The organism is Hyphobacterium sp., from assembly GCF_965228115.1.
Classification (GTDB): domain Bacteria; phylum Pseudomonadota; class Alphaproteobacteria; order Caulobacterales; family Maricaulaceae; genus Hyphobacterium.
The window spans coordinates 2,169,766-2,193,351 of the sequence record NZ_OZ245794.1; the positions used below are offsets into that span (position 1 = coordinate 2,169,766).

At 59.0% G+C, this 23,586-nt stretch carries 20 protein-coding genes and 1 tRNA gene; 9 read left to right on the forward strand and 12 right to left on the reverse strand.

Annotated features, from left to right (window positions below; all coding sequences use genetic code 11):
- Positions 1-179 precede the first annotated feature (179 nt).
- Positions 180-2,276 (forward strand): alpha/beta fold hydrolase, encoded by a 2,097-nt coding sequence (locus ACO079_RS11245; RefSeq protein WP_421790086.1) that lies wholly within the window; start codon positions 180-182, stop codon positions 2,274-2,276.
- Between the two features lie 22 nt (positions 2,277-2,298).
- Here ACO079_RS11245 and ACO079_RS11250 read toward each other — a convergent pair whose 3' ends face one another.
- Positions 2,299-3,174, reverse strand: a complete 876-nt coding sequence (locus tag ACO079_RS11250; protein ID WP_421790088.1) for an alpha/beta fold hydrolase — start codon at positions 3,172-3,174, stop codon at positions 2,299-2,301.
- 94 nt (positions 3,175-3,268) lie between these two features.
- Between ACO079_RS11250 and ACO079_RS11255 the strand changes: the two genes are divergently transcribed.
- Positions 3,269-4,351, forward strand: coding sequence for a DUF2855 family protein (locus tag ACO079_RS11255; RefSeq protein WP_421790090.1), 1,083 nt, complete (start codon positions 3,269-3,271; stop codon positions 4,349-4,351).
- 51 nt (positions 4,352-4,402) lie between these two features.
- On the opposite strand, the gene ACO079_RS11260 is transcribed toward ACO079_RS11255, so the two are convergent.
- The 4 genes from ACO079_RS11260 to ACO079_RS11275 form a co-directional block, all read right to left on the reverse strand.
- The gene (locus ACO079_RS11260) at positions 4,403-4,723 is read right to left on the reverse strand and encodes a hypothetical protein (protein ID WP_421790092.1); all 321 of its coding nucleotides are present in this window, start codon (positions 4,721-4,723) and stop codon (positions 4,403-4,405) included.
- A 199-nt stretch (positions 4,724-4,922) separates the two neighbouring features.
- Positions 4,923-5,231, reverse strand: coding sequence for a hypothetical protein (locus tag ACO079_RS11265; RefSeq protein ID WP_421790094.1), 309 nt, complete (start codon positions 5,229-5,231; stop codon positions 4,923-4,925).
- 143 nt (positions 5,232-5,374) lie between these two features.
- On the reverse strand, positions 5,375-5,890 hold the full coding sequence (locus tag ACO079_RS11270) for a curlin-associated protein (RefSeq protein WP_421790096.1): 516 nt from the start codon (positions 5,888-5,890) through the stop codon (positions 5,375-5,377).
- A gap of 183 nt (positions 5,891-6,073) precedes the next feature.
- Positions 6,074-6,559 (reverse strand): hypothetical protein, encoded by a 486-nt coding sequence (locus tag ACO079_RS11275; RefSeq protein ID WP_421790097.1) that lies wholly within the window; start codon positions 6,557-6,559, stop codon positions 6,074-6,076.
- 179 nt (positions 6,560-6,738) lie between these two features.
- On the opposite strand from ACO079_RS11275, the gene ACO079_RS11280 reads away from it, so the two are divergent.
- On the forward strand, positions 6,739-7,995 hold the full coding sequence (locus ACO079_RS11280; RefSeq protein WP_421790099.1) for a cytochrome P450: 1,257 nt from the start codon (positions 6,739-6,741) through the stop codon (positions 7,993-7,995).
- On the opposite strand, the gene ACO079_RS11285 is transcribed toward ACO079_RS11280, so the two are convergent.
- The gene (locus tag ACO079_RS11285; protein WP_421790101.1) at positions 7,996-8,916 is read right to left on the reverse strand and encodes an alpha/beta hydrolase; all 921 of its coding nucleotides are present in this window, start codon (positions 8,914-8,916) and stop codon (positions 7,996-7,998) included. It lies immediately after the preceding gene.
- A 177-nt stretch (positions 8,917-9,093) separates the two neighbouring features.
- Here ACO079_RS11285 and ACO079_RS11290 point away from each other — a divergent pair, with 177 nt between their 5' ends.
- The 3 genes from ACO079_RS11290 (at position 9,094) to ileS (ending at position 16,490) form a co-directional block, all read left to right on the forward strand.
- Positions 9,094-10,161 carry an efflux RND transporter periplasmic adaptor subunit gene (locus tag ACO079_RS11290; RefSeq protein WP_421790103.1) on the forward strand — a complete coding sequence of 356 codons (1,068 nt, stop codon included), beginning with the start codon at positions 9,094-9,096 and terminating at the stop codon, positions 10,159-10,161.
- A 7-nt stretch (positions 10,162-10,168) separates the two neighbouring features.
- Entirely contained in the window at positions 10,169-13,264 is a 3,096-nt protein-coding gene (locus tag ACO079_RS11295; RefSeq protein WP_421790105.1) for an efflux RND transporter permease subunit, read from the forward strand.
- Between the two features lie 106 nt (positions 13,265-13,370).
- On the forward strand, positions 13,371-16,490 hold the full coding sequence (gene ileS, locus ACO079_RS11300) for an isoleucine--tRNA ligase (RefSeq protein ID WP_421790107.1): 3,120 nt from the start codon (positions 13,371-13,373) through the stop codon (positions 16,488-16,490).
- 111 nt (positions 16,491-16,601) lie between these two features.
- Here the strand turns inward: ileS and ACO079_RS11305 are convergent, their stop codons facing one another.
- Together ACO079_RS11305 and hisS are read right to left on the reverse strand one after the other, a co-directional pair.
- Positions 16,602-17,468 (reverse strand): Rossmann-like and DUF2520 domain-containing protein, encoded by an 867-nt coding sequence (locus tag ACO079_RS11305; RefSeq protein WP_421790109.1) that lies wholly within the window; start codon positions 17,466-17,468, stop codon positions 16,602-16,604.
- Complete coding sequence (gene hisS, locus ACO079_RS11310) at positions 17,468-18,799, reverse strand: histidine--tRNA ligase (RefSeq protein WP_421790111.1); 1,332 nt, start codon at positions 18,797-18,799, stop codon at positions 17,468-17,470. The genes ACO079_RS11305 and hisS overlap by 1 nt, the downstream gene beginning before the upstream one ends.
- A gap of 124 nt (positions 18,800-18,923) precedes the next feature.
- Here hisS and ACO079_RS11315 point away from each other — a divergent pair.
- Positions 18,924-18,999 (forward strand) — tRNA-His (locus tag ACO079_RS11315).
- A 1-nt stretch (position 19,000) separates the two neighbouring features.
- Here the strand turns inward: ACO079_RS11315 and ACO079_RS11320 are convergent.
- On the reverse strand, positions 19,001-20,818 hold the full coding sequence (locus ACO079_RS11320) for an ABC-F family ATP-binding cassette domain-containing protein (protein ID WP_421790113.1): 1,818 nt from the start codon (positions 20,816-20,818) through the stop codon (positions 19,001-19,003).
- Complete coding sequence (locus ACO079_RS11325; RefSeq protein WP_421790115.1) at positions 20,818-21,642, reverse strand: ferredoxin--NADP reductase; 825 nt, start codon at positions 21,640-21,642, stop codon at positions 20,818-20,820. The genes ACO079_RS11320 and ACO079_RS11325 overlap by 1 nt, the downstream gene beginning before the upstream one ends.
- Before the next feature lie 146 nt (positions 21,643-21,788).
- On the opposite strand from ACO079_RS11325, the gene ACO079_RS11330 reads away from it, so the two are divergent.
- Positions 21,789-22,115: a hypothetical protein gene (locus ACO079_RS11330; RefSeq protein ID WP_421790116.1), complete on the forward strand. Its 327-nt coding sequence runs from the start codon at positions 21,789-21,791 to the stop codon at positions 22,113-22,115.
- A 193-nt stretch (positions 22,116-22,308) separates the two neighbouring features.
- Positions 22,309-22,902, forward strand: a complete 594-nt coding sequence (locus tag ACO079_RS11335; protein WP_421790118.1) for an FMN-dependent NADH-azoreductase — start codon at positions 22,309-22,311, stop codon at positions 22,900-22,902.
- Here ACO079_RS11335 and ACO079_RS11340 read toward each other — a convergent pair.
- Both ACO079_RS11340 and ACO079_RS11345 read right to left on the reverse strand, forming a co-directional pair.
- A complete protein-coding gene (locus tag ACO079_RS11340; RefSeq protein ID WP_421790120.1) occupies positions 22,899-23,204 on the reverse strand; it encodes a HigA family addiction module antitoxin in 306 nt (101 codons plus the stop codon). The genes ACO079_RS11335 and ACO079_RS11340 overlap by 4 nt on opposite strands.
- 8 nt (positions 23,205-23,212) lie before the next feature.
- Positions 23,213-23,494 (reverse strand): type II toxin-antitoxin system RelE/ParE family toxin, encoded by a 282-nt coding sequence (locus ACO079_RS11345; protein WP_421790122.1) that lies wholly within the window; start codon positions 23,492-23,494, stop codon positions 23,213-23,215.
- Between the last annotated feature and the right edge of the window lie 92 nt (positions 23,495-23,586).

The window sequence follows — 23,586 nt, forward strand, 5'->3', positions numbered from 1 at the left end:
GGTGTCCGCATTAAAGCGCCGGCTGAAGAGCGTGAAGAGAGGATAAACACCTGACAACCGGCGGCTTGGTCTGCGCATCCATAGGGCGCCCTCCGCCGCCATCATTTGCGCTTCTAGGCTTTGCGGGTAATCTTGAGGGCAAACCGGTTTTTCGCCGGGTGCGTGGGGAGAGTTTAAAAATGAAATCGGGTGTTATTGCGGTATCGGCGTTGCTGCTGAGCGCAGCTTCTGGCTGGGCTCAGGAAGAGGTTGTCCAGGCCCAGGAATCCGCAGAGGTGGCCAATGAGGCCGCTGAAGCAGTTTCCATCGAAGAGGTGGTGGCAGACGCGGCCCCCCTCGAACCGGTCGTCCTCGATTGGCCGGTCTCGGACGTCACCGATGTCGTCTGTCCCTTCTCGTTCGATTACGAGCCGGGCGATATGACTTGCGGGTTCATTGAAGTGCCGGAAAACCGGACCAACCCGGACACGCGCTTTATCCAGTTGCTTTATGTGCGGATTGCCTCGACGGCAGAAGACGAGGCGGAGGTGCGCGCTGATCCCGCCATTTATCTGACCGGCGGGCCGGGTGTCATGCTCGAAACCTATGCCGATCGTCTGCGCGAACATGACATTCTGGAACAGCGGGATCTTTATATCCTCGAACACCGCGGCATCGGTAACTCCGGCGATTTCTGCGAGTATTTCGATACCGTCCGCCGCGATCTGGCGTGGGGGGACACCATTGATGAAGCGGCGCGCAATCAGGCGGAACGCATGCGGGAATGCTTCCGGACCGCTGCCGCTGCGGGCGTCGATCTCGCCGCGTATAGCACCGTTGAAAACGCCCGCGATGTACGTTCCCTGCGGCAGGCGCTGGGATATGAAGACTGGAATGTCTGGGGCATTTCCTATGGCTCTACCCTGGGCCAGATGGTGCTGCGGGAGGATGCCGAGGGCACTCGCGCCATGGTCATTGATGCCATTGCGCCGCTGGATATGCTCGAGCTGATGCGCATCGGGCGCTGGGTGAATGTGGCGCTCGACAAGATTTTTGAAAGCTGCGCGGATGACGCGGTCTGCGACGGTTTGCGTCCGCGTCTCGATGCGGCCATTGCCCAGATGCAGGAAAACCCGGTCGTGGTGGAAGTGGACAATCCGGAAGTCTATCCGGATGGCCAGGTGCGGTTTGGTCCGGAATTGCTGCTCTTTCCGGCTTTTTCGATGATGTATGAGCAGAGCGCGCATCCGGCGATCCCGGCCGTCACCGAATTCATGGTCAGGGCTGTCGAGAATCAGGATCAGCGGGTCTTTGAGCTGATCGCCAATGGGGATCTGGGCGGAGGAACGGGATTTTCTGCCGGCATGGCAAATGCCATTCGCTGTAATGACGGTTTCCATGCGTCCGCGGCAGAAGTGGCCGCCGACGATCTGGCGGAAAACCCCGAATTTGCCGGCACCGGCTTTATCGAAAGTTCGGCTTATGTCGCCCAGGTTTGCGTGGACGAAGGCCTGTCGCCTGCCAATTACGGGATGACGCAAAGCGACCGGCCCGTGCTGGTCGTCAATGGGGCCTGGGACCCGGTCACGCCTCCGGAAATGGCGCATCAGATCATGCCGGGCCTTACCAATGCACGGTATATCGAGGTGCCTTTTGCCGGTCATGGTCCGACCCGCTCGGAGCCGGAATGCGCCGGACCCTTCCTGAATGCCTTCTTCGACAATCCCGATCCGCAGGCAGCAGATGCCAGTTGTTTTGAAACCGTCGTCCCGGAACCGGAATTTGTTTCGCTCTATCAGACTGATGCGATTATCCGCGCCGGGCTGATTGCGGTCGACGATCCAGCCAACCTGGCTCCTGCCGGAGCGTGGGCGGGCGTCTCGCTCTTTGTGCTTCTGCTTTCGGCCTTCATCTATCCGCTTGCCTTCCTCGCCCGATTGATCGGCCGGCGTCCTGCAGGCGAGATGCATGCGGCCACCGGCGGAGCCCGCTGGCTGGCCTGGGGCGCAGCGCTGACCGGCCTCGCCTTCCCGGCGCTAATGGGGTTGGCTGGCTACAAGGCTTTCGACATTTCCGAATTCGCGATTGTCGCGGGCCTGTCAAAGGGACCGGCAATGCTGGGGGCGTGGCTCGGTCTCGCGTCCGGTGTGCTCGGCCTGTTGGCCTTGATCCAGATCTTCCGGTCAAGAGCGAGTGGCTCCGTGCGGATCGGCACGCTGACAGGGGTGGCGCTGACCGGGCTGGCCGCTGTTTCGCTGATGGTCTTTGCCTTCGTCTGGGATCTGTCACCCTTCTAAGGGGTGAAAGCTGGCACGCTGCTTAACGCTCGAGGAATTCGAGCGTGGCAGCCAGAACGCGGTCGGGGGCTTCCCATTGCGGGTAGTGCCCGACATCGTTCAGCCGGATGATATCTGCGTCCGGAACAAGCGCCGCATAGGCATCTGCCAAATGCCCGCCGGAAACCGGGTCCAGCACGCCATTGATCAGGCGCTGGGGCACGATCGCACGTTCCAGCACGCCCACCCAGCGGTCCTTGTAATCGCGCCGATCCTGCATGTAGCGGATCAGCTTGTGGCCCAGCCGATGGCCGTTCTTATGGGTCATCAATTGCCAGAACTGATCGAGCTCGTCCTTGTCGGGCTGGGTGTCCGGCCCGAAAACCGCGCTGAAGGATTTTCCGAACCGACGTCGGGAGAGCAGCTGTGAGATCAGCGGCCCTAATGGACCTTCCAGCAAATGCTGGATCAGCCGGGGGCGGTGTTCGCCCGGGATCAGCCCGCCATTGAGGTAGACCACCGAGTTGATAACCGGCCCCGCTAGCCCCTCTTCCTGCCGGGCCAGCAATTCTTGCGCGACGGACACACCATAGTCATGAGCCAGAATGTCATAGGCATGAATGCCAAGTTGCCCGAGCAGCTGCGAATGCAGATCGGCTTGTTGCATCAGATCATAGGTATGGTCGCGCGGCTTGTCGGACAGGCCAAATCCCAGCATGTCCAGCGCGATCAATTTCCGCCCGCTGTCCAGTAGAGGCGCCCACATCCGCGACCAGTCCCAACTGGCCGTTGGAAAACCATGAATCAGGACAAGCGGCTTTCCGCTACCGGCTGTCCAATAGGCAATCCGCCCGTGCGGGCCGTCCATCCATTGCGCGTGGTTGCGCCAGCTATCAAAATCAGAAGCAAAATCTGTCATGTCGGGAGTTATGCGTCAAAGCGACGGCGCGGCAAGCTTGCGCTGAACCCAACCATCATTAGCTTTGGGCCAAATAAACTCCGGAGGGGCAGTCATGCCGGCATGGGCATTGGAAATCGACAAGGCAGATATCCGCAAGGCCGAGATCATTGAAGTGCATCCCGAAACGCTGGGAGAGGGCGAAGTCCGGCTCAAGCTCGACCGGTTTGCCTTGACGGCCAATAACATCACCTATGCCGCTTTTGGCGAGGTGATGCGGTATTGGGACTTTTTCCCGGCCAGCGCATCGAACAAAGGCCGGTTACCCGTATGGGGGTTTGCCGAAATCACCGAGAGCCGGCATCCGGCGCTGGGGGTCGGCGAACGCGTGTATGGTTATTTTCCAGCGGCATCTGAACTGGTGGTTCAAGCGGATAAAATCACGCCGGCAGGTTTCATTGACGTAAGTGCTCATCGTGCCGAATTGGCGGCGCCGTATAATCGCTATGTTCGATGTGCGGGGGACGCCGCATATTCGGCCAGCCACGAAGCCGAACAAATGGTGTTGCAGCCCCTCTTTCTGACGGGATGGCTTCTGGCGCGATATCTCAACGCGGAAAAGGGCTTTGGTGCCGAGCAAGTCTTCCTGACGAGCGCGTCGAGTAAAACCGCGATCGGAATGGCGAAATGCCTGCGCGATGAAAACCCGGCCGGCGTTGAGGTCGTGGGGCTGACCTCGCAAGGCTCCCGGGATTTCGTGGAGAGGCTGGGCCTCTATGACCGCGTCGTGACGTATGCGGATATTCCGGAGCTTTCCCTAGGGACAGCGTCCGCCATTGTCGATTTTGCGGGCAATGCGGACATCAATCGTGCGCTTCACCAACGCTTGGCACGAGATCTCACGGTGAATATCCGCGTCGGCGGAGCCCATTGGGAAGACAGCACGCCCGCACCAGACCTGCCCGGACCAAAGCCCAGCTTCTTTTTCGCACCGGACCATGTGCAAAGGGTGATTGCCGAGCTCGGCGCTGGTGGATTTCAATCCGCCTATGGTCAGTCCTGGCTCGACTTTGCTGGTCGTGCAAAATCCTGGCTGACTTTCCGCGAGTTCAACGGTGCGGACGCCTGCCTCGATATCTACAACAAGCTCATTGCCGGGGACGCCATGGCCCGCGACGGGCTTGTCATTTCCGCATAGAAAAAGGCCACCGGCGAGTGCCGATGACCTGTTTTCATCCCCGTTCAACGGCTAGCAGGTACCAGAGACCTGACAGGGCGGTTCAATCGTCCGTTGCATATGCCGGGTAGCTTCCTGAGCGTCTGCGTGTTGATTGTCCCACTCCGCCTGAGTCATGCAAATGCGGGTATGGAAGCGGGTTCCGGTTTGCCGAACCCGGCGGCAGACTTCTGCGTCCGGATCAACAGCCTCGGTCGCTCCGTCTTGCATCTCGGATGTGGGCATGGCCGCGCTGGCGGTTTGTTGCGGAACAGCGCTGGCGCTTTCCTCACTGGTGGTTGCGCAAGCTGTAAGAAACAGGCCAGCAACCGCAATCAATAAAAATCTGTCCATCTTTTTTCCTCCCAACCAGAGAGGAATATGCCGGTCCGGCCTTATTGTGTCTATTCACGCCTGCGTGACGGGGGTCGGACGCTGACCCTTGAAGCTGGTTTTCACCCAACACAAAGCTGGTGCGACAGTCAGGTGTTAGCTGAATCAAAAAAGCCACCAGCGGCTGCCAGTGGCTTTTCCGAGAGAATTGAATTGATCGTTAGCAGGAGCCTGACACGCCGCAATTTGGTTCGATATTGCGTTGCATCACACGAGCCGCTTCCGATGCGTCTTCTTGTTGCGCATCCCATTCCGCCTGCGTCATGCAGACGCGGGTCTGGAAGCGGGTACCGGTTTGCTGAACCCGGCGGCAGATTTCGGCATCCGGATCGACGCCTTCGGTTGCTCCGTCTTCCGAACTCATGGTCGCGCTTGCCGTTTGTTGCGGCATGGCATTGGCGCTGTCGCTGGTGGTCTGGCATGCGGCGAGCAGAAGGCTGGCACCACCAATCAAAAGATACTTGTACATATAATCGACCCTTCAAGTTGATCGCGGAATTAAACATCATGACCGGATCGTGTACAGACCAAAATTGCCGCTTAACAGAAATAACAAGAAAGCGCGCCGGGCGGACCCGGCGCGCTCTTTGATACGCTTGGATTGATGGTGGTTTAGTGATCGCCCTGGATGATCAGCGTCACATTGCCGTTTCCGCGCTGACGCAGATGGGCATTATTGCCATTGCCGACCTGGATGACCGCGCCGGCATTATTGGAGCCGGCCTGATCGGTCAGGGCCGAATTGTTCGAACCCATCTGATAGATGCCCGACAGATTGTTCCGGCCCGTCTGAACAGCGGTGGCACCATTGTTAAAACCCCGCTGGCCAATCACCGCATCATTGCGCTGACCGTATTGATCGACATAGGCGTCATTATACCGGCCTTGCTGAGCCACCGTCGTTCCGTTGCGCGCGCCATCCTGCATGATGAGGATGTGCTGGCGGTATCCGTCCTGGGACAGTACAGCCCGGTTGCGCGTACCGTATTGCCGGCCTGCGACTTCATTCTGGATGCCGTACTGATTTACCGACACGTGATTGCGGCGGGATTGCGCGTCAGCCGCACCGGCCAGACCAACAATCGAAGCAGCGGCGAGGCTGCTGGCGATAAGCATACGAAGTTTCATTTTGTTTCTCCTGTCAAACGGCCGGGGCGGAATTGCTTGACCGGCATGAGGAGAGATCTAGCGCCCTGCGGCTGAGCCATTCCTGATCGCGTTATTCACAATGAATTCAGGTAGATGAATTGGTTAGCGAAAAAAACGCCCGGGCAAGCCCGGGCGCGTGAAGGGTCAGGAGGGAGAAAGGGCTTAATAGCCGAAGCGCGATCGCGCCGGTGCCAGATTGCGATAGGTATCGCTGCAAACAAGCCGGCCGGACTGGTCATAGACGCGCAAGGTCGCTTGCAGGCTGACATCGCGGCCATAGACGCCGTCATTCCAGCCTTCATTGGCGATGCGGACACCGCGCGGGCGTTCCGGTCCAAAGGCCGGTGCGCCGGCATAGCTGGTCGACAGCGAGGCCTGACTCAACAGGGTCGGGCCCCAGCCCCGTGACCGGAAAGGACCGGCTTGCGACAGGTCCAGCGTGCCGGTCGGGCGGATTTGATAGGCTTCAAGCTCATAAAAGCCCGAAAAACCCGGTGCCGCGGTCGCGGTCATCAATCCACTGCCATCGCGGGAGTTTGAAACCGTGAGCTGGCAAAGGCCGGGATCATAGCGCGCTTCGGCGGCGCCGACGCTGATGGCGGCCAGGGCTGCTGCGGAAAGCAGGGATTTAAGAGCAATGTTAGACATGGGCCGCACTCCTTTTTGCGTTGCGGGTGATCGATTGAAGTTGACCTTAATTCCCGGCATCTGAGGCAAAGCTGACATGCGCGTTCAGCTGGCGTTTATCTCGTGGCCAGCCGCAAGAAGGGCTGGCCTTGAACAGCGTTCACTCTAATCTCGCCTCAGGTTCGATTGGGGAGAGTACCGTGGCGGAACTGGATCGTTTGTATGAGGCCAAATCCTGGGGCGATCGTGCGGCCCAGCTTGGCATTCTGGCCGAGCTACGCGCCAACAGCCCGGTCCATTTCCACCGGAAAGAAGGCTATATCGATCTTTGGCATGTCACCCGCCACGCTGACATTTTCGAAGTCGAAAAAAGCACGGGTAGCTTCATCGTCGAACCACGCATGGTGTTGATGCCGACCGAGCGCGAAGAAACCCTGAAAGGTTTCACCGGCGGTACGGTGCACATTATCAAAAGCCTGGTTTCGATTGATCCGCCCGAACATCCGCCCTTGCGCATGCTGACGCAAGGCTGGTTCATGCCCAAAAACCTCGCCCGGCTTAAAGGCGCAATGGAAGCCTCCGCCGAGACCGCGCTGGAAAAATTGGCCGCTTCGCAGGGAGCGTGTGACTTCGCTCAGGACATTGCGCTGGAATATCCACTCCGCGTCATCATGGCAGCCATGGGCATCCCGTCCGGGGATTATCCGAAAATGCTCCAGCTGACGCAGGAGCTGTTTTCACCCGAAGACCCGGATGTCGCTGCCGATGAGAAATCCCAGGATGAGATTACCCAGGGCATTATCAACACTTTCATGGAGTTCTACGCGTATTTCACGGCGCTAACCGCAGACCGCAAAGCCAATCCGCGTGATGACCTTGCCAGCGTCATTGCCAACGCCCGGATTGATGGCGAACCCATCGGCGAGGCAGAGCAACTGGGATATTACATCATCACCGCGACGGCTGGGCATGACACGACGAGTTTCTCCTTGTCAGAAGCTATCTGGCATCTGGCGCAGAACCAGGACGTCTTCGCTGAATTGAAAGCCGACCCGGCCGGTATGGCACCGAAGATCGTCGAGGAATCAATCAGGCTGGCGTCTCCCGTGCGCCATTTCCTGCGGACGGCAACCGAAGACATCACGATTGGCGGTCATGACTTTAAAAAGGGTGACACGCTGATGCTCTGGTTCCCGTCGGGCAGCCGGGATGAGGCGGTTTTTGAAGATGCCAACACGTTCAACCCGCATCGGGATATGTCGACCCGTCATGCCTCCTTCGGGCATGGCGCGCATATCTGTCTGGGCATGCACCTGGCGCGGCAGGAAAACGCGGCCTTCCTCTCCAAGATGGCAGAACAGGTAAAGTCCATAGAGCTGACGGGCGAACCGGAGTTCAATCACTCCCACTTTGTCGGCGGCATCAAACACCTGCCGGTCAGGGTGGAGCTGGAATAGCTAGGCGGGAAACCGCTCATCCAGCCAGGCGCGTGCGCGCTTTCCGGCCATCCGGCCTTCAGGCAGCAAGGGCTGGAACATGGCAAAGTCATGCCACATGCCTTCCCAGATCTCGCAGGTCGCATCGACGCCCGCTTCGCTCATGCGCGATTCCAGGCGCACACTGTCATCTAGCAAGACTTCATCCGAGCCGGTCTGGATCAACGTCGGGGGAAAGCCCGCAAAATCGGCAAAGAGCGGTGAAATTTCCGGCTGGGCCGGGGCCATGTCTGGCGCGTACAGCTTGACCGCTTCTGGCAGCCAATGCCCCTGCAGCATTGGATCGACCTCATTCTTGGTCTGAGTGCTTGTTCCGGTGACCGTCAGATCACACCAGGGCGAAAACAGGATCAGCGCATCTGGCAGAGGCCGACCCTTGGCTTTCAGCCGCGTCGTCAGCGCAAGCGCCAGACCGCCTCCGGCAGAATCCCCCGCCACAATCAGCGGACCGTCCATGCCCTCCCGCAGGGCGTCATAAGCGGCTTCACAATCTTCCAGCCCGGCGGGAAAAGGATGCTCTGGTGCCAGGCGATACGTATTTGAGCGGATCTTGATATTCAACGCGGCAGACAGTCTCGAAACAAACGGGCTGTGGCCATGGGGCGAGCCCCGGCAATAGCCACCGCCATGAATGTAAAGCATCTGGCCGGGACGCGGCGTTTTCGGGCCAAACACCAGCGCATCCCGGCCGGCCAGTTCGACATCGGCTTTCACGACCGACTTTTCCAGTGGAATGCGGTCGCCCGCTGCGGCCAGCATCTTGCGCCCGACCTCCATCTCCACATTCGGGCTCAGCGCCAGCCCGGCCTTGCGGGCCATATTGCGCGCAAAATGATTGCGCAGGCGCAGACCTGGTCGTTTGGGAATGGTGATGAGCGTCATGGCGGTCCCTGTCTGTTAATCCCGGAAAGATGTGCCGCAGCTGCCAATTTTTCCAGTCGGGATTGATGTTGCCTTGCTGCATCCGCACTATGGCCGCAGAATGCCAATGACAGCTTTCGGTACTGGGCGACTGAATGCCCAACCAATATGGGCTTGAGCATCAAGCGGGCGGGGAACATGCGGCCAATTCAATCGATTTTCATAACTGCGCTTTCAGGCGTGTTGATTTCCTGCGCAGAAGGCGAGCCGCCAGCGCCAAGCCAGCCACGCCTGGTTCAGATCGCGAGTGTTGAAGGTGTTGGACCTCAACGAAATTATGAGTTCGTGGGCCGGATCGAAGCGATTCAGTCTGTGGATTTGTCGTTCCAGGTCGGCGGTCAGCTGGCCGAGCTGCCTGCCACAGACGGGCTGGCGATAACACAAGGTGAGCTGGTAGCGCGGCTTGATCTTGAGGACTTCCGGCGCGCCGAAAGAGAGGCCCGTGTTCAATTGGAGCAGGCCCAGACGGATCTGGAACGCCAGCAAACCCTGTTTGATCGCGGCATTGCATCGGAAGCCGCCCGCGACAATGCGCAGACGCAATACAATTTGCGCCTGGTTGCGCGGGACAATGCCCGTCAAGCCCTGCAGAACGCGACCTTGGAAGCGCCGTTCAGCGGGTTGATCAGCCGTGTTCTGGTTGAGAATTTCACGGTTGTGTCGGCCGGGCAGCCTGTGGCGCGCTTGCAGGATCTCAGCGAGCTGCGTGTCTCCATACCGATTGGTGAGGATCTGGTTGCGACCTTTAACGCTGATGAACTCGTGCGGATCGAAGCCAGCTTTGCTTTCCTGCCGGGTCAGCGGTTCGAACTTGAACCTCGGGAGCTGGTCGCGGAAGCAGACACCGCATCACAAACCTATCGCGGCATACTGGCTCTGCCACAGGACATCCCGGCCAATATATTGCCTGGCATGTCCACGACCGTTTTTGCCGAATTCTCATCTCTGGCGGAATTGCCGGATACGGTTCATGTGCCGGTCAATGCGCTGGGATTTGATTCGGCCGGAGAACCGGTGGTTTTTGTTTATGACTCAGGCAGTGGGATTGTTTCTCGGCGACCGGTTGAAACAGCCGACATCGTCGATGACGAGATCGCAGTAACGAGCGGGTTGGCTGCGGGAGAGCAGATCGTCACCGCCGGTGTTTCGCGCTTGCAGGATGGTATGGCCGTCCGCCCGCTTTCTGAAGTTTACGGCGATCAGTGAGCCAGAAATGAGCACGGCTTCCGCCACACCAGCCCTTTCGCTGGCGCGCCTGTCCATTGAGCGCCCGGTCCTCACCTGGATTATCGTCCTGTTTTGCCTGTTGGGCGGCATCAACGGCTTCTTCAACGTCGGCCGCCTGGAAGACCCGGCCTTCACGATCAAGGAAGCCGTGATCTTCACGGCCTATCCGGGCGCGACCGCCATGGAGGTTGAAGAGGAAGTCACCGAGCAGTTGGAAACAGCGTTACAACAGTTGGCCGAGGTCAGCGAGATCCGGTCCGAATCCTCGCCGGGCATGTCGGAGATCCGCGTCATTATCGACGACACCATTGATGGCGCGCTTTTGCAGGATGTCTGGACACGCGTGAGGGCGCGGGTACGGGACACTCGTTCCGGCCTGCCTCCAGGCGTTGCCGAGCCCCGCGTGTTGGATGATTTCGGCGACACCTATGGGATATTCTACGCGATCACGTCGGAAGGCTATTCGGATGATCTGGTTCGCGAAGTTGCGCGGATGTTGCGCCGTGAACTGCTTGTTGTTGACGGTGTGGCGCAGGTGTCGATCAGCGGCGAACCGGAAGAACGGATTTATGTTGAGATACCCCAGGAGGAGCTTGCCAGCATCGGCGTCTCCTATGAACAGCTCCTTCAGGCCATAGGCAGCGAGAACACGGTTGTGGACGCTGGCGATACGCCCATGGGCGGGCGATATGTCCGGCTCGACATTCCCCAGACCCTTTCTGGCGTTGAGGCGATTGAGAATCTGCTGATCACACCGGCCAATGGGGCTCCGATCCGCGTGTCGGATTTCGCAACGGTTACCCGCGTTTCCAATGAACGGCCCACCACCCTGATCTATCATGACAATCAACGCGCCTTCACGCTGGGTGTGGCCGGTCAATCAGACGCAAATATCGTTGATGTGGGCCGCGCTGTTGAAGCGCGATTGCAAGAGCTTGCGCCCCAGATCCCGCTCGGTTTCGAACTCAATCCGGTCTATGAGCAGCACACTGTCGTCGATCAATCGATCAACGATTTTCTGATAAATCTGGCGATGTCTGTCGGTATCGTCGTCACGGTGCTGATGCTGTTCATGGGCTGGCGCGCCGGGCTGACAGTTGGATCGGTCTTGTTCCTGACGGTTTCGGGCACGCTCTTCTTCATGAACATGTTTGCCATCGAGATGGAGCGCATTTCACTCGGCGCGTTGATCATCGCCATGGGCATGTTGGTCGATAACGCCATCGTCGTGACTGAGGGCATGCTGCTGGGAGTGCAGCGCGGCAAGAAACGGCTGGAAGCGGCTGAAGACGCCGTCAAGAACACCCAATGGCCGCTCTTGGGCGCGACCATAATTGGAATTATGGCCTTTGCAGGAATTGGGCTGTCGCCAGATGCAACAGGCGAGTTTCTCTTTTCGCTTTTTGCCGTGATTGCGATATCGCTGCTTTTAAGCTGGGTACTGGCCGTCACGGTCGTGCCAATGATCGGTTACGCCCTGTTCGAAGCAGAGCGGAAAAAAGCCCGAGCCAGCGGCGAACAGGATGAGGCGTCCATCTATTCCGGCCCGCTGTTTGCAATATACCGCCCCATCCTGGGCCTGGCCCTGCGGGTCCGCTGGCTCTTCCTGTTATTGCTGATTGCCGTGACGATGGTCTGCTATATGGGGTTCGGGCAGGTGCGCCAGTCCTTCTTCCCGGAAACCAATACGCCGATCTTTTTTGTGAACCTGCTCTTCCCGGAGGGCACGGACATCCTCACCACGAATGCTGCCGCGCTGGAAGTCGGTGAGTTCGTTGGGGTTCAGGCCGAGACTGTGCAGCACGATACGTTTGTCGGGTCGGGTGCGACCCGCTTCATGCTGACCTACACGGCCGAACAACCCTCGACGGCCTATGCCCAGCTGATAATCCGCACCGAAAAGATCGATGATATCCCCGCCTTGTCCGCGCGCATTCTGGATCATGTGCGCGGCAATTTCCCGGACATTGAAGTGCGCGCAGATCGCATCATATTTGGGCCGCCAGCGGGCGCCCAGTTGGAATCCCGCTTTGCCGGACCGGACATTCAGGTGCTGCGGGCCTTGGCAGATCGGGCGGTAACTGAGCTATATCTCAACGGGGATGTTATCGACATCCGGACCGACTGGCGAAATCAGACGCCGGTTTTGCGCCCGATGATTATCGACTCTCGCGCTGAAACCACGGGCATCACTCGCGAAAACATCGCTGACATGATGATCTTCGCCACCGAAGGAGGCCGCATCGGCACGTATCGCGAAGGGGAGTCCCTGATCCCCATTATTGCCCGGGCACCGGCCAATGAACGCGAAGGGGCCAGTGATCTGGAAGACCGGCTGGCCTGGAGCCCAACCCAGCGCACCTATGTGCCGATCACCCAGATTGTGTCCGGTTTCGAATTGCAGTCCGAAGAGGCGCTCATCCAGCGGCGGGATCGGGTTCGAACCATCGCGGTTCAAGCCAATCCGCAACCGGGTGAGACAGCCGCTGAAGGCTTTGTACGTTTCCGGCCCGTCCTGGAAAATATCCAGTTGCCGCCCGGTTATTCCATGGAGTGGGGGGGGGAGTTTGAAAGCTCGTCCGATGCCAACGCGGCGCTTGGCAGCCAGCTGCCTTTCACCTTCATCATTATGCTGACGATCTCGTTCCTCCTGTTCGCGAAAGTGCGCCAGCCCCTGATCATCTGGGCCATCGTCCCGATGGCGGTGAACGGCGTTGTCATAGGGCTTCTTGTCACCAATATTGCGTTCAGCTTTACAGCATTGCTTGGCATGCTCTCTCTGTCTGGCATGCTGATCAAGAACGCCATCGTGCTCGTCGATGAGATCGATCAACGCATTGATCGCGGCGACGAGAAATTCGCGGCGGTTCGCGATGGTGCGATCAGCCGCCTGCGGCCCGTTCTGCTGGCGGCGGTCACGACCGTGCTGGGCATGGCGCCGCTTCTGTTTGATGCCTTCTTCCAGGCGATGGCCGTGACCATTATCGGAGGGCTGACCTTTGCCACCATTCTCACAATGGTTGCCGTACCGGTGTTGTATGCCTTGTTTTTCGGTATTCGTCCGGAAGCCGCTAAAGCCTGATTGGAAATTTCGTATCGGGCTGCCTATATCGGCGGCCCCCGCTTGCCTGGAACCACAAAGAGTGGTTTCAAGCGGCTCTTCCTGATGCCTCCAACCGGTAACGATCATGACCCAGTCTTTTCCAACGCTCTCTTCGCCCGTCTCTCTGCCAGAGATCGAGCGGGAAATTCTGGAATTCTGGGATGCCGATAAAACCTTCGAAGCCTCGGTCGAAGAGCGCCCGGAAGATAATCATTTCGTCTTTTATGATGGCCCGCCCTTCGCCAATGGCCTGCCGCATTACGGGCATTTGCTGACCGGTTTCGTGAAGGATGTGATCCCGCGCTTTCAAACCATGAAAGGCAAGCGCGTCGAGCGCCGCTTTGGCTGGGACACGCATGGCCTGCCCGCAGAGCTGGCAGCAGAAAAAGAAATCGGCGTGTCCGGCCGCAAAGCCGTGCTCGATCTGGGCATCGATAAATTCAATTCGGCCTGCCGCACCGCCGTGCTGCGCTATACCGATGAGTGGGAAGAATATATCCGCCGCTCGGCCCGCTGGGTGGACACCAAGAACGCGTACAAGACGCTCGATACGTCCTTCATGGAAAGCTGTATCTGGGCGTTCAAGCAGCTCTATGACAAAGGCCTGGTCTATAAGGATTACCGCGTTGTGCCTTACAGCTGGGCAGTGGAATCGCCGCTGTCGAATTTCGAAACGCGGCTGGATAATTCCTATCGCACGCGCACCGATCCGGCGGTGACGGTTGGCTTCCCGCTAACCGATGGAACTGGCTTGCTGGAAGGCGCGCGCATCCTGATCTGGACGACGACGCCCTGGACCTTGCCGTCCAACCTGGCGGTCGCGGTCGGCGAGGACATCACCTACGCTGTCATGGGCAAGGGCGATGACAAGCTGATCCTGTCGGTCAAAGGGCTGGAAAAATACAAAAAAGAACTCGAAGGCTATGAAAAGCTGGGTGAGGTGAAAGGTGTGGACCTGAAAGGCCTGCACTACACCCCGCCCTTTGATTATTTCATCAATCAGGAAAACGCCTTCCAGGTTCTCTCCGGCGATTTCGTCGAGGATGAAGACGGCACCGCCATCGTGCACATGGCGCCCGGTTTCGGTGAGGATGACCTGAAAGCCTGCCGTGAAGCCGGCATCGGCGTTGTCGTGCCTGTTGACCACACCGGCAAATACACAAGTGCCGTTTCGGATTATCACGGCATGCTGGTGTTTGATGCCAACAAGCCGATCATCCAGCGCCTGAAGGATGAGGGCAAACTCATCCGCCACGATACGATCGACCACAATTATCCGCATTGCTGGCGCACCGACGAGCCGCTGATCTACAAAGCGGTCGAGAGCTGGTATCTGGAAGTCTCCAAATTCCGCGAGCGGATGGTTGAATTAAACCAGCAGATCGACTGGACGCCATCGCACGTCAAAGACGGGCTGTTCGGAAACTGGCTGGCCAATGCGCAGGACTGGAACATCTCGCGCTCTCGCTTCTGGGGCACGCCGATCCCGGTCTGGGCGTCGGATGATCCGAATTATCCGCGCGTCGATGTCTATGGTTCGCTGGAAGAGCTGAAAGCCGATTTCGGCGTCGAGGTCACCGACCTGCACCGGCCTTATGTCGACGAGCTCGTCCGCCCGAACCCGGATGATCCGACTGGTAAATCCATGATGCGCCGGGTCGAAGACGTCTTCGATTGCTGGTTTGAATCCGGGTCCATGCCCTATGCAGCAGTGCATTACCCGTTCGAGAACAAGGACTGGTTTGAAGCCAACTTCCCGGCCGATTTCATCGTGGAATATGTCGCCCAGACACGCGGCTGGTTCTATACGCTGATGGTGCTGGGCACGATGCTATTCGATAGCCCGCCGTTTAAATCGGCGATCTGTCACGGCGTGGTGCTGGATGAAAACCGGCAAAAGCTCTCCAAGCGTCTGCGCAATTATCCTGATCCGCTCGAATTTTTCGACGGCTATGGCTCGGATGTGATGCGCTGGTTCCTGATCTCTTCTCCGGTTCTGACCGGCGGGGATCTTCTGGTGCCCAAGGAGGGCCGCGATGTGGCCGCAGTGCAGCGCGAGGCGATCTCGCCGCTGATCAACGCCTATACCTTCTTTTCGCTGTACGCGAACCTTGAAGACCGGCGTCCGGAACTGGTGACGCAAGCGTCCGATCCGCTGGATAAATACATCCTCACCAAGACGGGTGAGCTGGCTGCGACAGTTGAAGAACGGCTGGAAGCCTATGATGTGCCTGGCGCGTGCCGTGAAACCAAGGCCTTCATGGATGCGCTGACCAACTGGTATATCCGCCGCTCGCGCGCCCGCTTCTGGGGCAGTGAGGGTGAGGCCGCTGATCCAGCCGCGTTTGATACGCTTTACACCGTTCTGGTGCGGGTCTCGCAGGTCGTGGCTCCGCTGATGCCGCTGCTGGCTGAGAAGCTCTACAAGAGCCTGACCGGCGAGCGCTCCGTGCATCTGACGACCTGGCCCACGGCGGACATCTTTCCTCAGGATCATGATCTGGTCGCGGCCATGGACCGCGTCCGCGAGGCCTGTTCGGCGACGCTGGCCGTGCGTGAACGCTTCCGTCTGCGCGTGCGTCTGCCGCTCAAATCGCTGGTTGTCGCCCATCCGGAAGCTGACAGCCTGACCGATTTCGCCGGGCTGATCGCCGATGAGGTAAATGTCCGCGAGGTGGTCTTCGCCGATGATCTTTCCAAATATGGCGAGCTTCAGATGAAGGTGAACCCGGTCATCGGCCGCCGCCTGGGCGCCAAGATGAAGGAGGTCATGGCGGCGTCGCGTCAGGGCGATTTTACCCTCAATGATGATGGCACCGCCGTCGTCGCAGGCGAGACGCTGGGCGCAGAGGATTTCGAGATGCGTCTGGAAAGCGCAGAAGGCACGGCGGCGGAACCGTTCGACAAGGTTGGCGCAGCGGTGCTGGATGTTTCCGTCGATGAAGATCAGGAGCGCGAGGGCCTCGCGCGGGACCTCATCCGCGCCATCCAGAATGCCCGCAAAGATGCCGATTTCGACGTATCTGACCGCATCACGATCGGCGCGGAGGGTGATGCAGATGTCGCCGCCGCCATCTCCGCCCACGGCGAGATGATCCAGGCGGAAACGCTTGCTGTCTCCTTAAGCACCGAAGTCGGAAATGGCTTTACCTGTGACGCCAAACTCACCGGCAAGACGGTGAAGCTTTCCGTGGCGAAGGCCTAACCCCTCACCCTCGAATACTCGCCTTTGAGAAGGCTCGCATTCTTTCCCTCTCCCTTGAGGGAGAGGGAGGAGCGCGAATTCGCAAAGCGATAAGCGGTCAGGGTGAGGGGGTCAACCGACCGGCTTCGTCAACGCTCGGATCGCGGCCAACCCATCCGCGCTTGCCTCACCCTTCTCTTTAGACACATCCGCCGTCGCATGGGCCAGCGCCGCATAAAGCGCCGCCAGATCCGTATCGGCACGGCTGATCTTTTCTAGATGACGCGCCACCGTGTTGGCATCCCCGCGCGCAACCGGGCCGGTGAGGGCGGCGGCCGGGCCATTTTCCAGTACAGCTTCCAGCGTGTCGCGCAGGATGGGACCGGTGATGGCCAGCCCGTCTTTGCGCGAGACACCTGCCTGTTCGAACGTCTTCAAACCTGCCTCGACCAGTGTCGGCAGATGGTTGGCCATGAAGACAATACCGGCATGATAGAGCGTGCGGTCTGTATTGGCGGGAATCTCCAGCGTCTGCCCGCCAATCGCCCGAAACGCAGCGGCCAGGTCCGAACAGGCTGACGCGTCACCCGACAGGGTGGTCATCGTTCCCGTGAAAGTGTCCACGGAACGCGCGGTCTCGGAAAACGCTTTGACCGGATGGGCACAAACGGTCCGAACTTCACGGCCTTGCAGCGGCGCAAACATCTCCAGCCCGAGCGCACCGGAGGTGTGCGCGAGAATGGCTCCAGGCTTCAGATCGGTATCGATCAACCCTGAAATCACCGTTTCCAGAACCGGGTCTGGCACCGCGATCAGAATAACATCGGCATCGGAAAGCGTTCCGCCGGGCTCACCCGCGCCAATGAATCCCGCTGCCTCTTTTGCCGTCGCTTCGCGTTCCGCAATCAGCGCACCAATCTTGAAAACCTGCTTTTCATGAAACAGCAAGGCGAGTGTGCGCCCGACCTTACCCGGCCCGATGATGGCCAGGTCTTTCATCAGCTTTTCAGCCGCGCGGGAAGCCAGTTTGATGGATCGGCCTCGGCCTGTTCGCCGGCGCCGAGGTCTTTCACCTCATGCGGCTCGCCGGCAAACCAGAAATACGGGATGGATTTGCGTTCGGCATAGCGGAACTGGTTCTTCAGTTTCGCCGCCTCGTGATAGACTTCGACATTAACACCGCGATCCCGCAACTGATTGGCCAGCCTATCGAGTTCCAGAACATCGCTCTCCGGGAAGCGTGCAAGCAGAACATCGGTCGGCGAGGCGCGCTCTCCTGTGATCACGCCTTCCTTCACCAACTTGGCAAAGAGGCGCGTCAGCCCGATGGAAATGCCGACGCCCGGCAGGTCGCGCTTGATATAAGCGCCGACCAGATCAGCATAGCGGCCGCCCGCGCAGATCGTGGAATATTCCGGATAATCAATGAGTTGCGCCTCATAGACAACGCCGGTATAATAATCGAGGCCGCGCGCAATCCCCAAATTGGCCTCCACGACGCATTCGCCCTTATCCGCTGCATTCAGGCGGTTCATTACGTTTCCCAGCTCGGCCAGGCCTTCTTCAAAGAGCTCGCTGGACACGCCCAGCTTGCGGGCCTCGTCGGCAAACCCGTGATCCGTCGTGCGGATCTGCGCCAGCGCCAGACAGGATTGCGCCGTGTCCGTCGAAAGGCCGAGTTCGCCGGTCAGAATCCGTTCGATCTCGGCGGGCGGCAGCTTGTCGATCTTGTCCACGACGCGGATCACATCGGCAGCGTTCTCGATGCCGAGGCCTTCATAGAAGCCGATCAGGATTTTCCGGTTGTTCAGCATGAAGCGGATCGGCCCGGCCCCAATCGCATTCAGCGCCTGCATGGCGACCAGCGCGATCTCGGCATCGAAATCGTACGAAATCTGATCCTGATCGATGACATCCACATCGCATTGCAGAAATTCGCGGAAGCGGCCTTCCTGCGGGCGTTCGCCGCGCCAGACCCGCTGGATCTGATAGCGCTTGAAGGGGAAGGTCAGCGCATTGAAATGCTGGGCGACATAGCGCGCCGTCGGCACGGTGAGGTCAAAGTGCAGTGCCAGGCGCGCACCCTTATCGTCACCCTCGGCATTCAGCCTTTGCAGCCCGTAGATTTCCTTGTCGACATCTCCGCCCTTGGCGGCCAGCGTCTCCACCTCTTCTACGGAAGGGGTTTCGATATTCACATATCCATGGCGCTCGAAGACGCCGCGGATCGTATCGATCCAGCGCAATTCAGCCCGGCGCAGCTCGGGCGTATATTCGGGAAATCCGCTGATGGCGCGGGCTTTGGCGATGGGCTTGGCTTTATCAGACACTTTTAACCGGGCTCTTCAGGCATTATTTTGTTGAGGCGATAGCCTTGGAAGGGCCTGTCTGTCCACTCCTTGGCATGCTTGACGCGGCTTCTAGGGCTTCTATAACCCGCGTCCTCATTGTGTGGCGGCTGTAGCTCAGCTGGTAGAGCACTCGGTTGTGATCCGAGCGGTCGCGGGTTCAAACCCCGTCAGTCGCCCCATTTACTTCCCGGCATTCTCCGCTTCGATTTCCTCGCGCAGCGCTTCCAGTTCCAGCCAGCGCGTTTCCTTATCATCGAGCTCGTCCTGAGCCGCCGCCAAACGCTTCGACGTGGCGTTGAAACGGACCGGGTTTTTGGTGAACAGATCCGGTGCCGCCAGCTCGTTTTCGAGCTCGGTGATCTCTTCCATCAGGTTTTCAATCTCACCCGGCAGTTTCTCCAGCGCATAGCGGTCCTTATTGGCCATTTTGCGTTTTTCTGCTTTGGGCGCGGAAGGGGCGGCGGTTTTTACAGCGCTGCCGGATTTCACCGCCTTGCGGGCCGCCAGGTCTTTGCCGCGATGGGCAATCATATCGGAATAACCGCCCGCATAGATCTGCCATCTGCCTTCGCCTTCAGAGGCGATGACCCGTCCGGCGATGCGGTCCAGAAAGTCCCGGTCGTGCGTGATCAGGATCACCGTGCCAGCATAATTCGCGATGAAGTCTTCCAGCAGATCCAGCGTTTCCAGATCCAGATCATTGGTCGGTTCATCCAGCACCAGCACATTCGACGGCCGGGCCAGCGCGCGGGCCAGCAAGAGCCGCGCTTTTTCCCCGCCGGATAAGGTTTCCACCGGCGTGCCTGCCTGTTCGGGGCGGAACAGGAAGTCCTTCATGTAGGACATGACATGCTTGGTCTGACCGCCAACTTCGACCATGTCGCCGCCAGGCGAGAGCGCATCCTTGACCGTCCAATCCGGTTTTAGCGCCGCACGATGCTGATCCAGCGTGGCGATTTCCAGATTGGTGCCGTGTTCGATGCTGCCATCATCGGGGTTCAGCTTTCCGATCAGCATGTTCAACAGCGTGGTCTTGCCGGCGCCATTCTGGCCAATCAGGCCGATGCGCTCTCCTCGCTCGATACGGATCGAAAAATCCCGGACCAGAGCCAGCTCGTCATAGGATTTGGAAAGGTTTCGCGCTTCTACAACGCGCTTGCCGGTCTTGCCGGCTTCGGACTGCTCGATAGAGGCCAGCCCGGTGGTTTTCTCATAATTGCGGCGCTTGTCCTTCAGGTCGGATAATTCCCGCATCCGCCGGACATTGCGCTTGCGCCGCGCGGTCACGCCATAGCGCACCCAGTGTTCCTCGCGCGCAATCTGCCGGTCCAGCTTGTGCTGTTCGTCCGCTTCTTTTTCCAAGAGCTCATCGCGCCAGTCCTCGAACGCGGCAAAGCCCTTGTTGAGCTCCTGCGTCACACCGCGATCCAGCCAGACGGTCTGGCGCGACAGGTTGGATAAAAAGCGCCGGTCGTGAGAGATCAGGACGAGTGCCGAGCCACAGGATTTCAGCTCCTCCTCCAGCCATTCAATGGCGGGCAGGTCGAGATGGTTGGTGGGCTCATCCAGCAAAAGCAGGTCCGGCGCTGGGGCCAGCGTCCGCGCCAGCGCCGCGCGGCGGCGCTCTCCGCCAGAGAGCTGTCCGGTGGTTTCATCCCCCGTCAGGCCGAGCGCATTGAGATAATAAAGCGCGCGATGTTCATCATCGCCCGGGGCGAGGCCGTCGCGAACGTAATCAAACACGGTTGTAAAAGCCGTCAGATCCGGGTCCTGATCCAGATAGCGCACGGTTGCACCGGGGTGCAGAAACCGCTCGCCACTATCGGCTTCAACCAGGTCTGCGGCAATCTTCAAGAAGGTTGACTTGCCAGACCCGTTGCGTCCGACGAGGCAGATCCGGTCGCCTTCCGAGACCGTCAGGCTGGCCTCGCGCAAAAGCGGCGTGACCCCGAAGGTTAGCGCCATATTCTGCAATGTCAGAAGCGGGGGCGTGGCCATCAGCTGGTGACGCCGTCTCCGGCGAAGGCTTTTTCGATGACAAATTGCGCCGGGGCGGCGTTGGAGCCTTCCTCGAACCCGCGCGCGATCATCATATCCTTCAGATCCCGCAGCATGGCGTCCGATCCACAGATCATCACCCGGTCTGTCGCCGGGTCCAGGTCCGGCCGTCCGATCACAGAAGCGAGCTCGCCGTTTTCAATGAGGTCGGTAATCCGGCCGCGCTGGGACTCATTTTCATCGCGCGTGCAGGACGTAAAGTGGATCAACCGGTCGCCGACCAGCTCTCCGACCAGCGGGTCCTTGCGGATGTCTTCGACCAGCTGTCGGCCATATTCCAGTTCGGCACCGGTGCGGCAGGTATGGGTCAGGATGACTTCCTTGAACTTCTCATAGGTCTCCGGCTCGCGGATGATGCTGGCAAAGGGTGCCAGTCCCGTCCCGGTGGAGAAAAGATAGAGATGCTCGCCCGGCACCAGCGCGTCATGCACCAACGTGCCGGTGGGTTTCTTACCCAGCAATACGCCATCGCCGATCTGAATGTGTTGCAGCTCGGTGGTCAGCTGACCGCCGGGAGCTTTGATGGAATAAAATTCCAACTCTTCATCCCAGGTCGGGCTGCAGATGGAATAGGCGCGCAAGACCGGCTTACCACCAATCATCAGCCCGATCATGATGAACTCGCCGGCGCGGAAGCGGAACGCCGCAGGCCGCGTGATCCGGAAAGAAAACAGCGTGTCCGTCCAGTGCTTGACGGCGGTCACCCGCTCCACCGTACAGGTCTTCGGCGGGGTGTAATTGTCGGTCAGGATATTGTCGAACATGGGCAGGAAAATCCGGCGGGAAGAAATATTGCGCGTCTCTTACTCTGCCTCTTGGTGAATTGCACGGGGGCGGGCTGTCACAGGTGAGACTCGCAATCTTAGGCTGGCCGGGTATTTTCTGCGACCTTGTTGGGAGCGAGCCCGTCATGCCTGAGATACGGAAAGTTCCATATACTGAAGACCGTGTTCTGTATGAGACCACTGTCGGAGCGTTGAACCTAACCCCTATTGCAATCGCTCAGCGGCTGAATCTAGAGGTCGATACCGGCTGTGATAATCTGGATTACTTTGATATTCTGATTTTGGATTTTCGCGGAAAGACGGTTGGTTTTCTGAGGCATAGAGGCGCTCCGGAGAACTTTTGTGGCGTTTCCAACTTTTCAAACCTGCCAATCGACGAGTTGGAACAATTGCTGTTCGAGTTGCTTCCCTCCGGTGAAGTTCAGTTCACGCGGTATGACGAGCCCTGGTGAGACCGTCCCGGCGTGTCGGATCATCTGACATTTGAAGCCAAGCGGTGCCGCCGGACATGTTCGCCGGGTTTTGTGGTCCAATTGTTCCAAAACGGAAGCAATAACTTTCCATACCTCCGGTTTTATTCCGCGTAGGGGAAATTATCTCTGCCGTTAACAGCCAGCGAGCTGGTGAGTTTGAGGAGAGACAAATATGTCCAACACCCTTCTTCGCGTCGATGCCAGCATGCGCAAGACCGGCTCGCGGAGCCGCCTGATTGCCGACCAGCTGGTCGAAAAACTATCCCTTGGGCAGACGTTTGATCGCGTCATCGAGCGGGACCTTACAGACGGCATGCCCTTTGTCGATGAAGCCTGGATCAATGCCAATTTCACCGACCCGGCGCAACGCACCGAGGAACAGCGTGCGGCGCTCGCCCATTCCGATGCGATGGTCAGCGAGTTGATGGATGCCGACACGCTGGTGATCGCCACGCCGATCTATAATTTCGGGGTTCCCGCTGCACTGAAAGCCTGGGTCGATATGATCGCCCGCGCCCGCGTCACTTTCCGTTACACGCCCAATGGCCCGGAAGGACTTTTGAGCGGCAAGAAGGCCTATGTCGTCGTGGTCTCTGGCGGCACGCCGATCGACGGCGAGATTGATTTCGCCACGCCTTATCTGCGTCAGGCGCTGAAATTCGTCGGCATCACCGATGTCACCGTGATCGACAGCAGCCTGGCGGGCACGGATGCCGTCACCGCCGATGCTGCTGCCAAGCAAGCCGTGCAAGGTCTGGCGGCCTAGCTGGCCTCTCGCAAGGGCTGGACGGTTTGAGAAATCGTCTGGCCCTTTGTGACCATGGCTTCCGACAAATCCCGCAAGGCTTGCAGGTTCAGCCAGTATTCGGGCGTAGTTTCAAAAGCGCGCGCCAGGCGAAGCGCCATATCACCATCGCAGCGCGCACCTTCCATCAATCTTTGCAGCCGCGAGCGCCCGACATCCAACCGCTTGGCCAGAGTGGGCGCCTTGATGCCGTAATCCTCCATAAAGTCAGCGAGGTGCTCGCCAACAGTGGCGGTGGGCTGTTTGAATTTTTGCGGTTCCATCGTGTTCCTCAGTGATAGTCCTCGAACCGGACTTCATGGGCATCGCCGTCTGAAAATCGGAAGGTGATGCGATATTGCATATTGACCGATACGGACCATCGCCCGGCCTGATCCCCGGATAGCTTGTGCAGCCTGTGGGAGGGCGGCACACGTAAATCCTCCACGGTGTTCGCAGCGGCGATCCGGGTTAGAAGCCGCCGCGTCCGTGAGGCCAGCTCTGCCGGAAAGCCTTTCGGAATGTCGCCGTAGAAAACGCGTTCTGTGGTTTTGTCGGCAAAGCTCCTGATCATTCCTGCCTCTCATGTATCGATCAGCGGTACATTTGTCAATTAATTTGTTCCGCTCTCCGGTACATCTTGAACATCTTCCATCCTGCCGATTG

Bases quoted from the DNA above. Each gene is read 5' to 3' on its own strand.
- ACO079_RS11245 (WP_421790086.1), top strand. From the start codon at position 180: ATGAAATCGGGTGTTATTGCGGTATCGGCGTTGCTGCTGAGCGCAGCT.
- ACO079_RS11250 (WP_421790088.1), bottom strand. From the start codon at position 3,174: ATGACAGATTTTGCTTCTGATTTTGATAGCTGGCGCAACCACGCGCAA.
- ACO079_RS11255 (WP_421790090.1), top strand. From the start codon at position 3,269: ATGCCGGCATGGGCATTGGAAATCGACAAGGCAGATATCCGCAAGGCC.
- ACO079_RS11260 (WP_421790092.1), bottom strand. From the start codon at position 4,723: ATGGACAGATTTTTATTGATTGCGGTTGCTGGCCTGTTTCTTACAGCT.
- ACO079_RS11265 (WP_421790094.1), bottom strand. From the start codon at position 5,231: ATGTACAAGTATCTTTTGATTGGTGGTGCCAGCCTTCTGCTCGCCGCA.
- ACO079_RS11270 (WP_421790096.1), bottom strand. From the start codon at position 5,890: ATGAAACTTCGTATGCTTATCGCCAGCAGCCTCGCCGCTGCTTCGATT.
- ACO079_RS11275 (WP_421790097.1), bottom strand. From the start codon at position 6,559: ATGTCTAACATTGCTCTTAAATCCCTGCTTTCCGCAGCAGCCCTGGCC.
- ACO079_RS11285 (WP_421790101.1), bottom strand. From the start codon at position 8,916: ATGACGCTCATCACCATTCCCAAACGACCAGGTCTGCGCCTGCGCAAT.
- ACO079_RS11290 (WP_421790103.1), top strand. From the start codon at position 9,094: ATGCGGCCAATTCAATCGATTTTCATAACTGCGCTTTCAGGCGTGTTG.
- ACO079_RS11295 (WP_421790105.1), top strand. From the start codon at position 10,169: ATGAGCACGGCTTCCGCCACACCAGCCCTTTCGCTGGCGCGCCTGTCC.
- ileS (WP_421790107.1), top strand. From the start codon at position 13,371: ATGACCCAGTCTTTTCCAACGCTCTCTTCGCCCGTCTCTCTGCCAGAG.
- ACO079_RS11305 (WP_421790109.1), bottom strand. From the start codon at position 17,468: ATGAAAGACCTGGCCATCATCGGGCCGGGTAAGGTCGGGCGCACACTC.
- ACO079_RS11320 (WP_421790113.1), bottom strand. From the start codon at position 20,818: ATGGCCACGCCCCCGCTTCTGACATTGCAGAATATGGCGCTAACCTTC.
- ACO079_RS11325 (WP_421790115.1), bottom strand. From the start codon at position 21,642: ATGTTCGACAATATCCTGACCGACAATTACACCCCGCCGAAGACCTGT.
- ACO079_RS11330 (WP_421790116.1), top strand. From the start codon at position 21,789: ATGCCTGAGATACGGAAAGTTCCATATACTGAAGACCGTGTTCTGTAT.
- ACO079_RS11335 (WP_421790118.1), top strand. From the start codon at position 22,309: ATGTCCAACACCCTTCTTCGCGTCGATGCCAGCATGCGCAAGACCGGC.
- ACO079_RS11340 (WP_421790120.1), bottom strand. From the start codon at position 23,204: ATGGAACCGCAAAAATTCAAACAGCCCACCGCCACTGTTGGCGAGCAC.
- ACO079_RS11345 (WP_421790122.1), bottom strand. From the start codon at position 23,494: ATGATCAGGAGCTTTGCCGACAAAACCACAGAACGCGTTTTCTACGGC.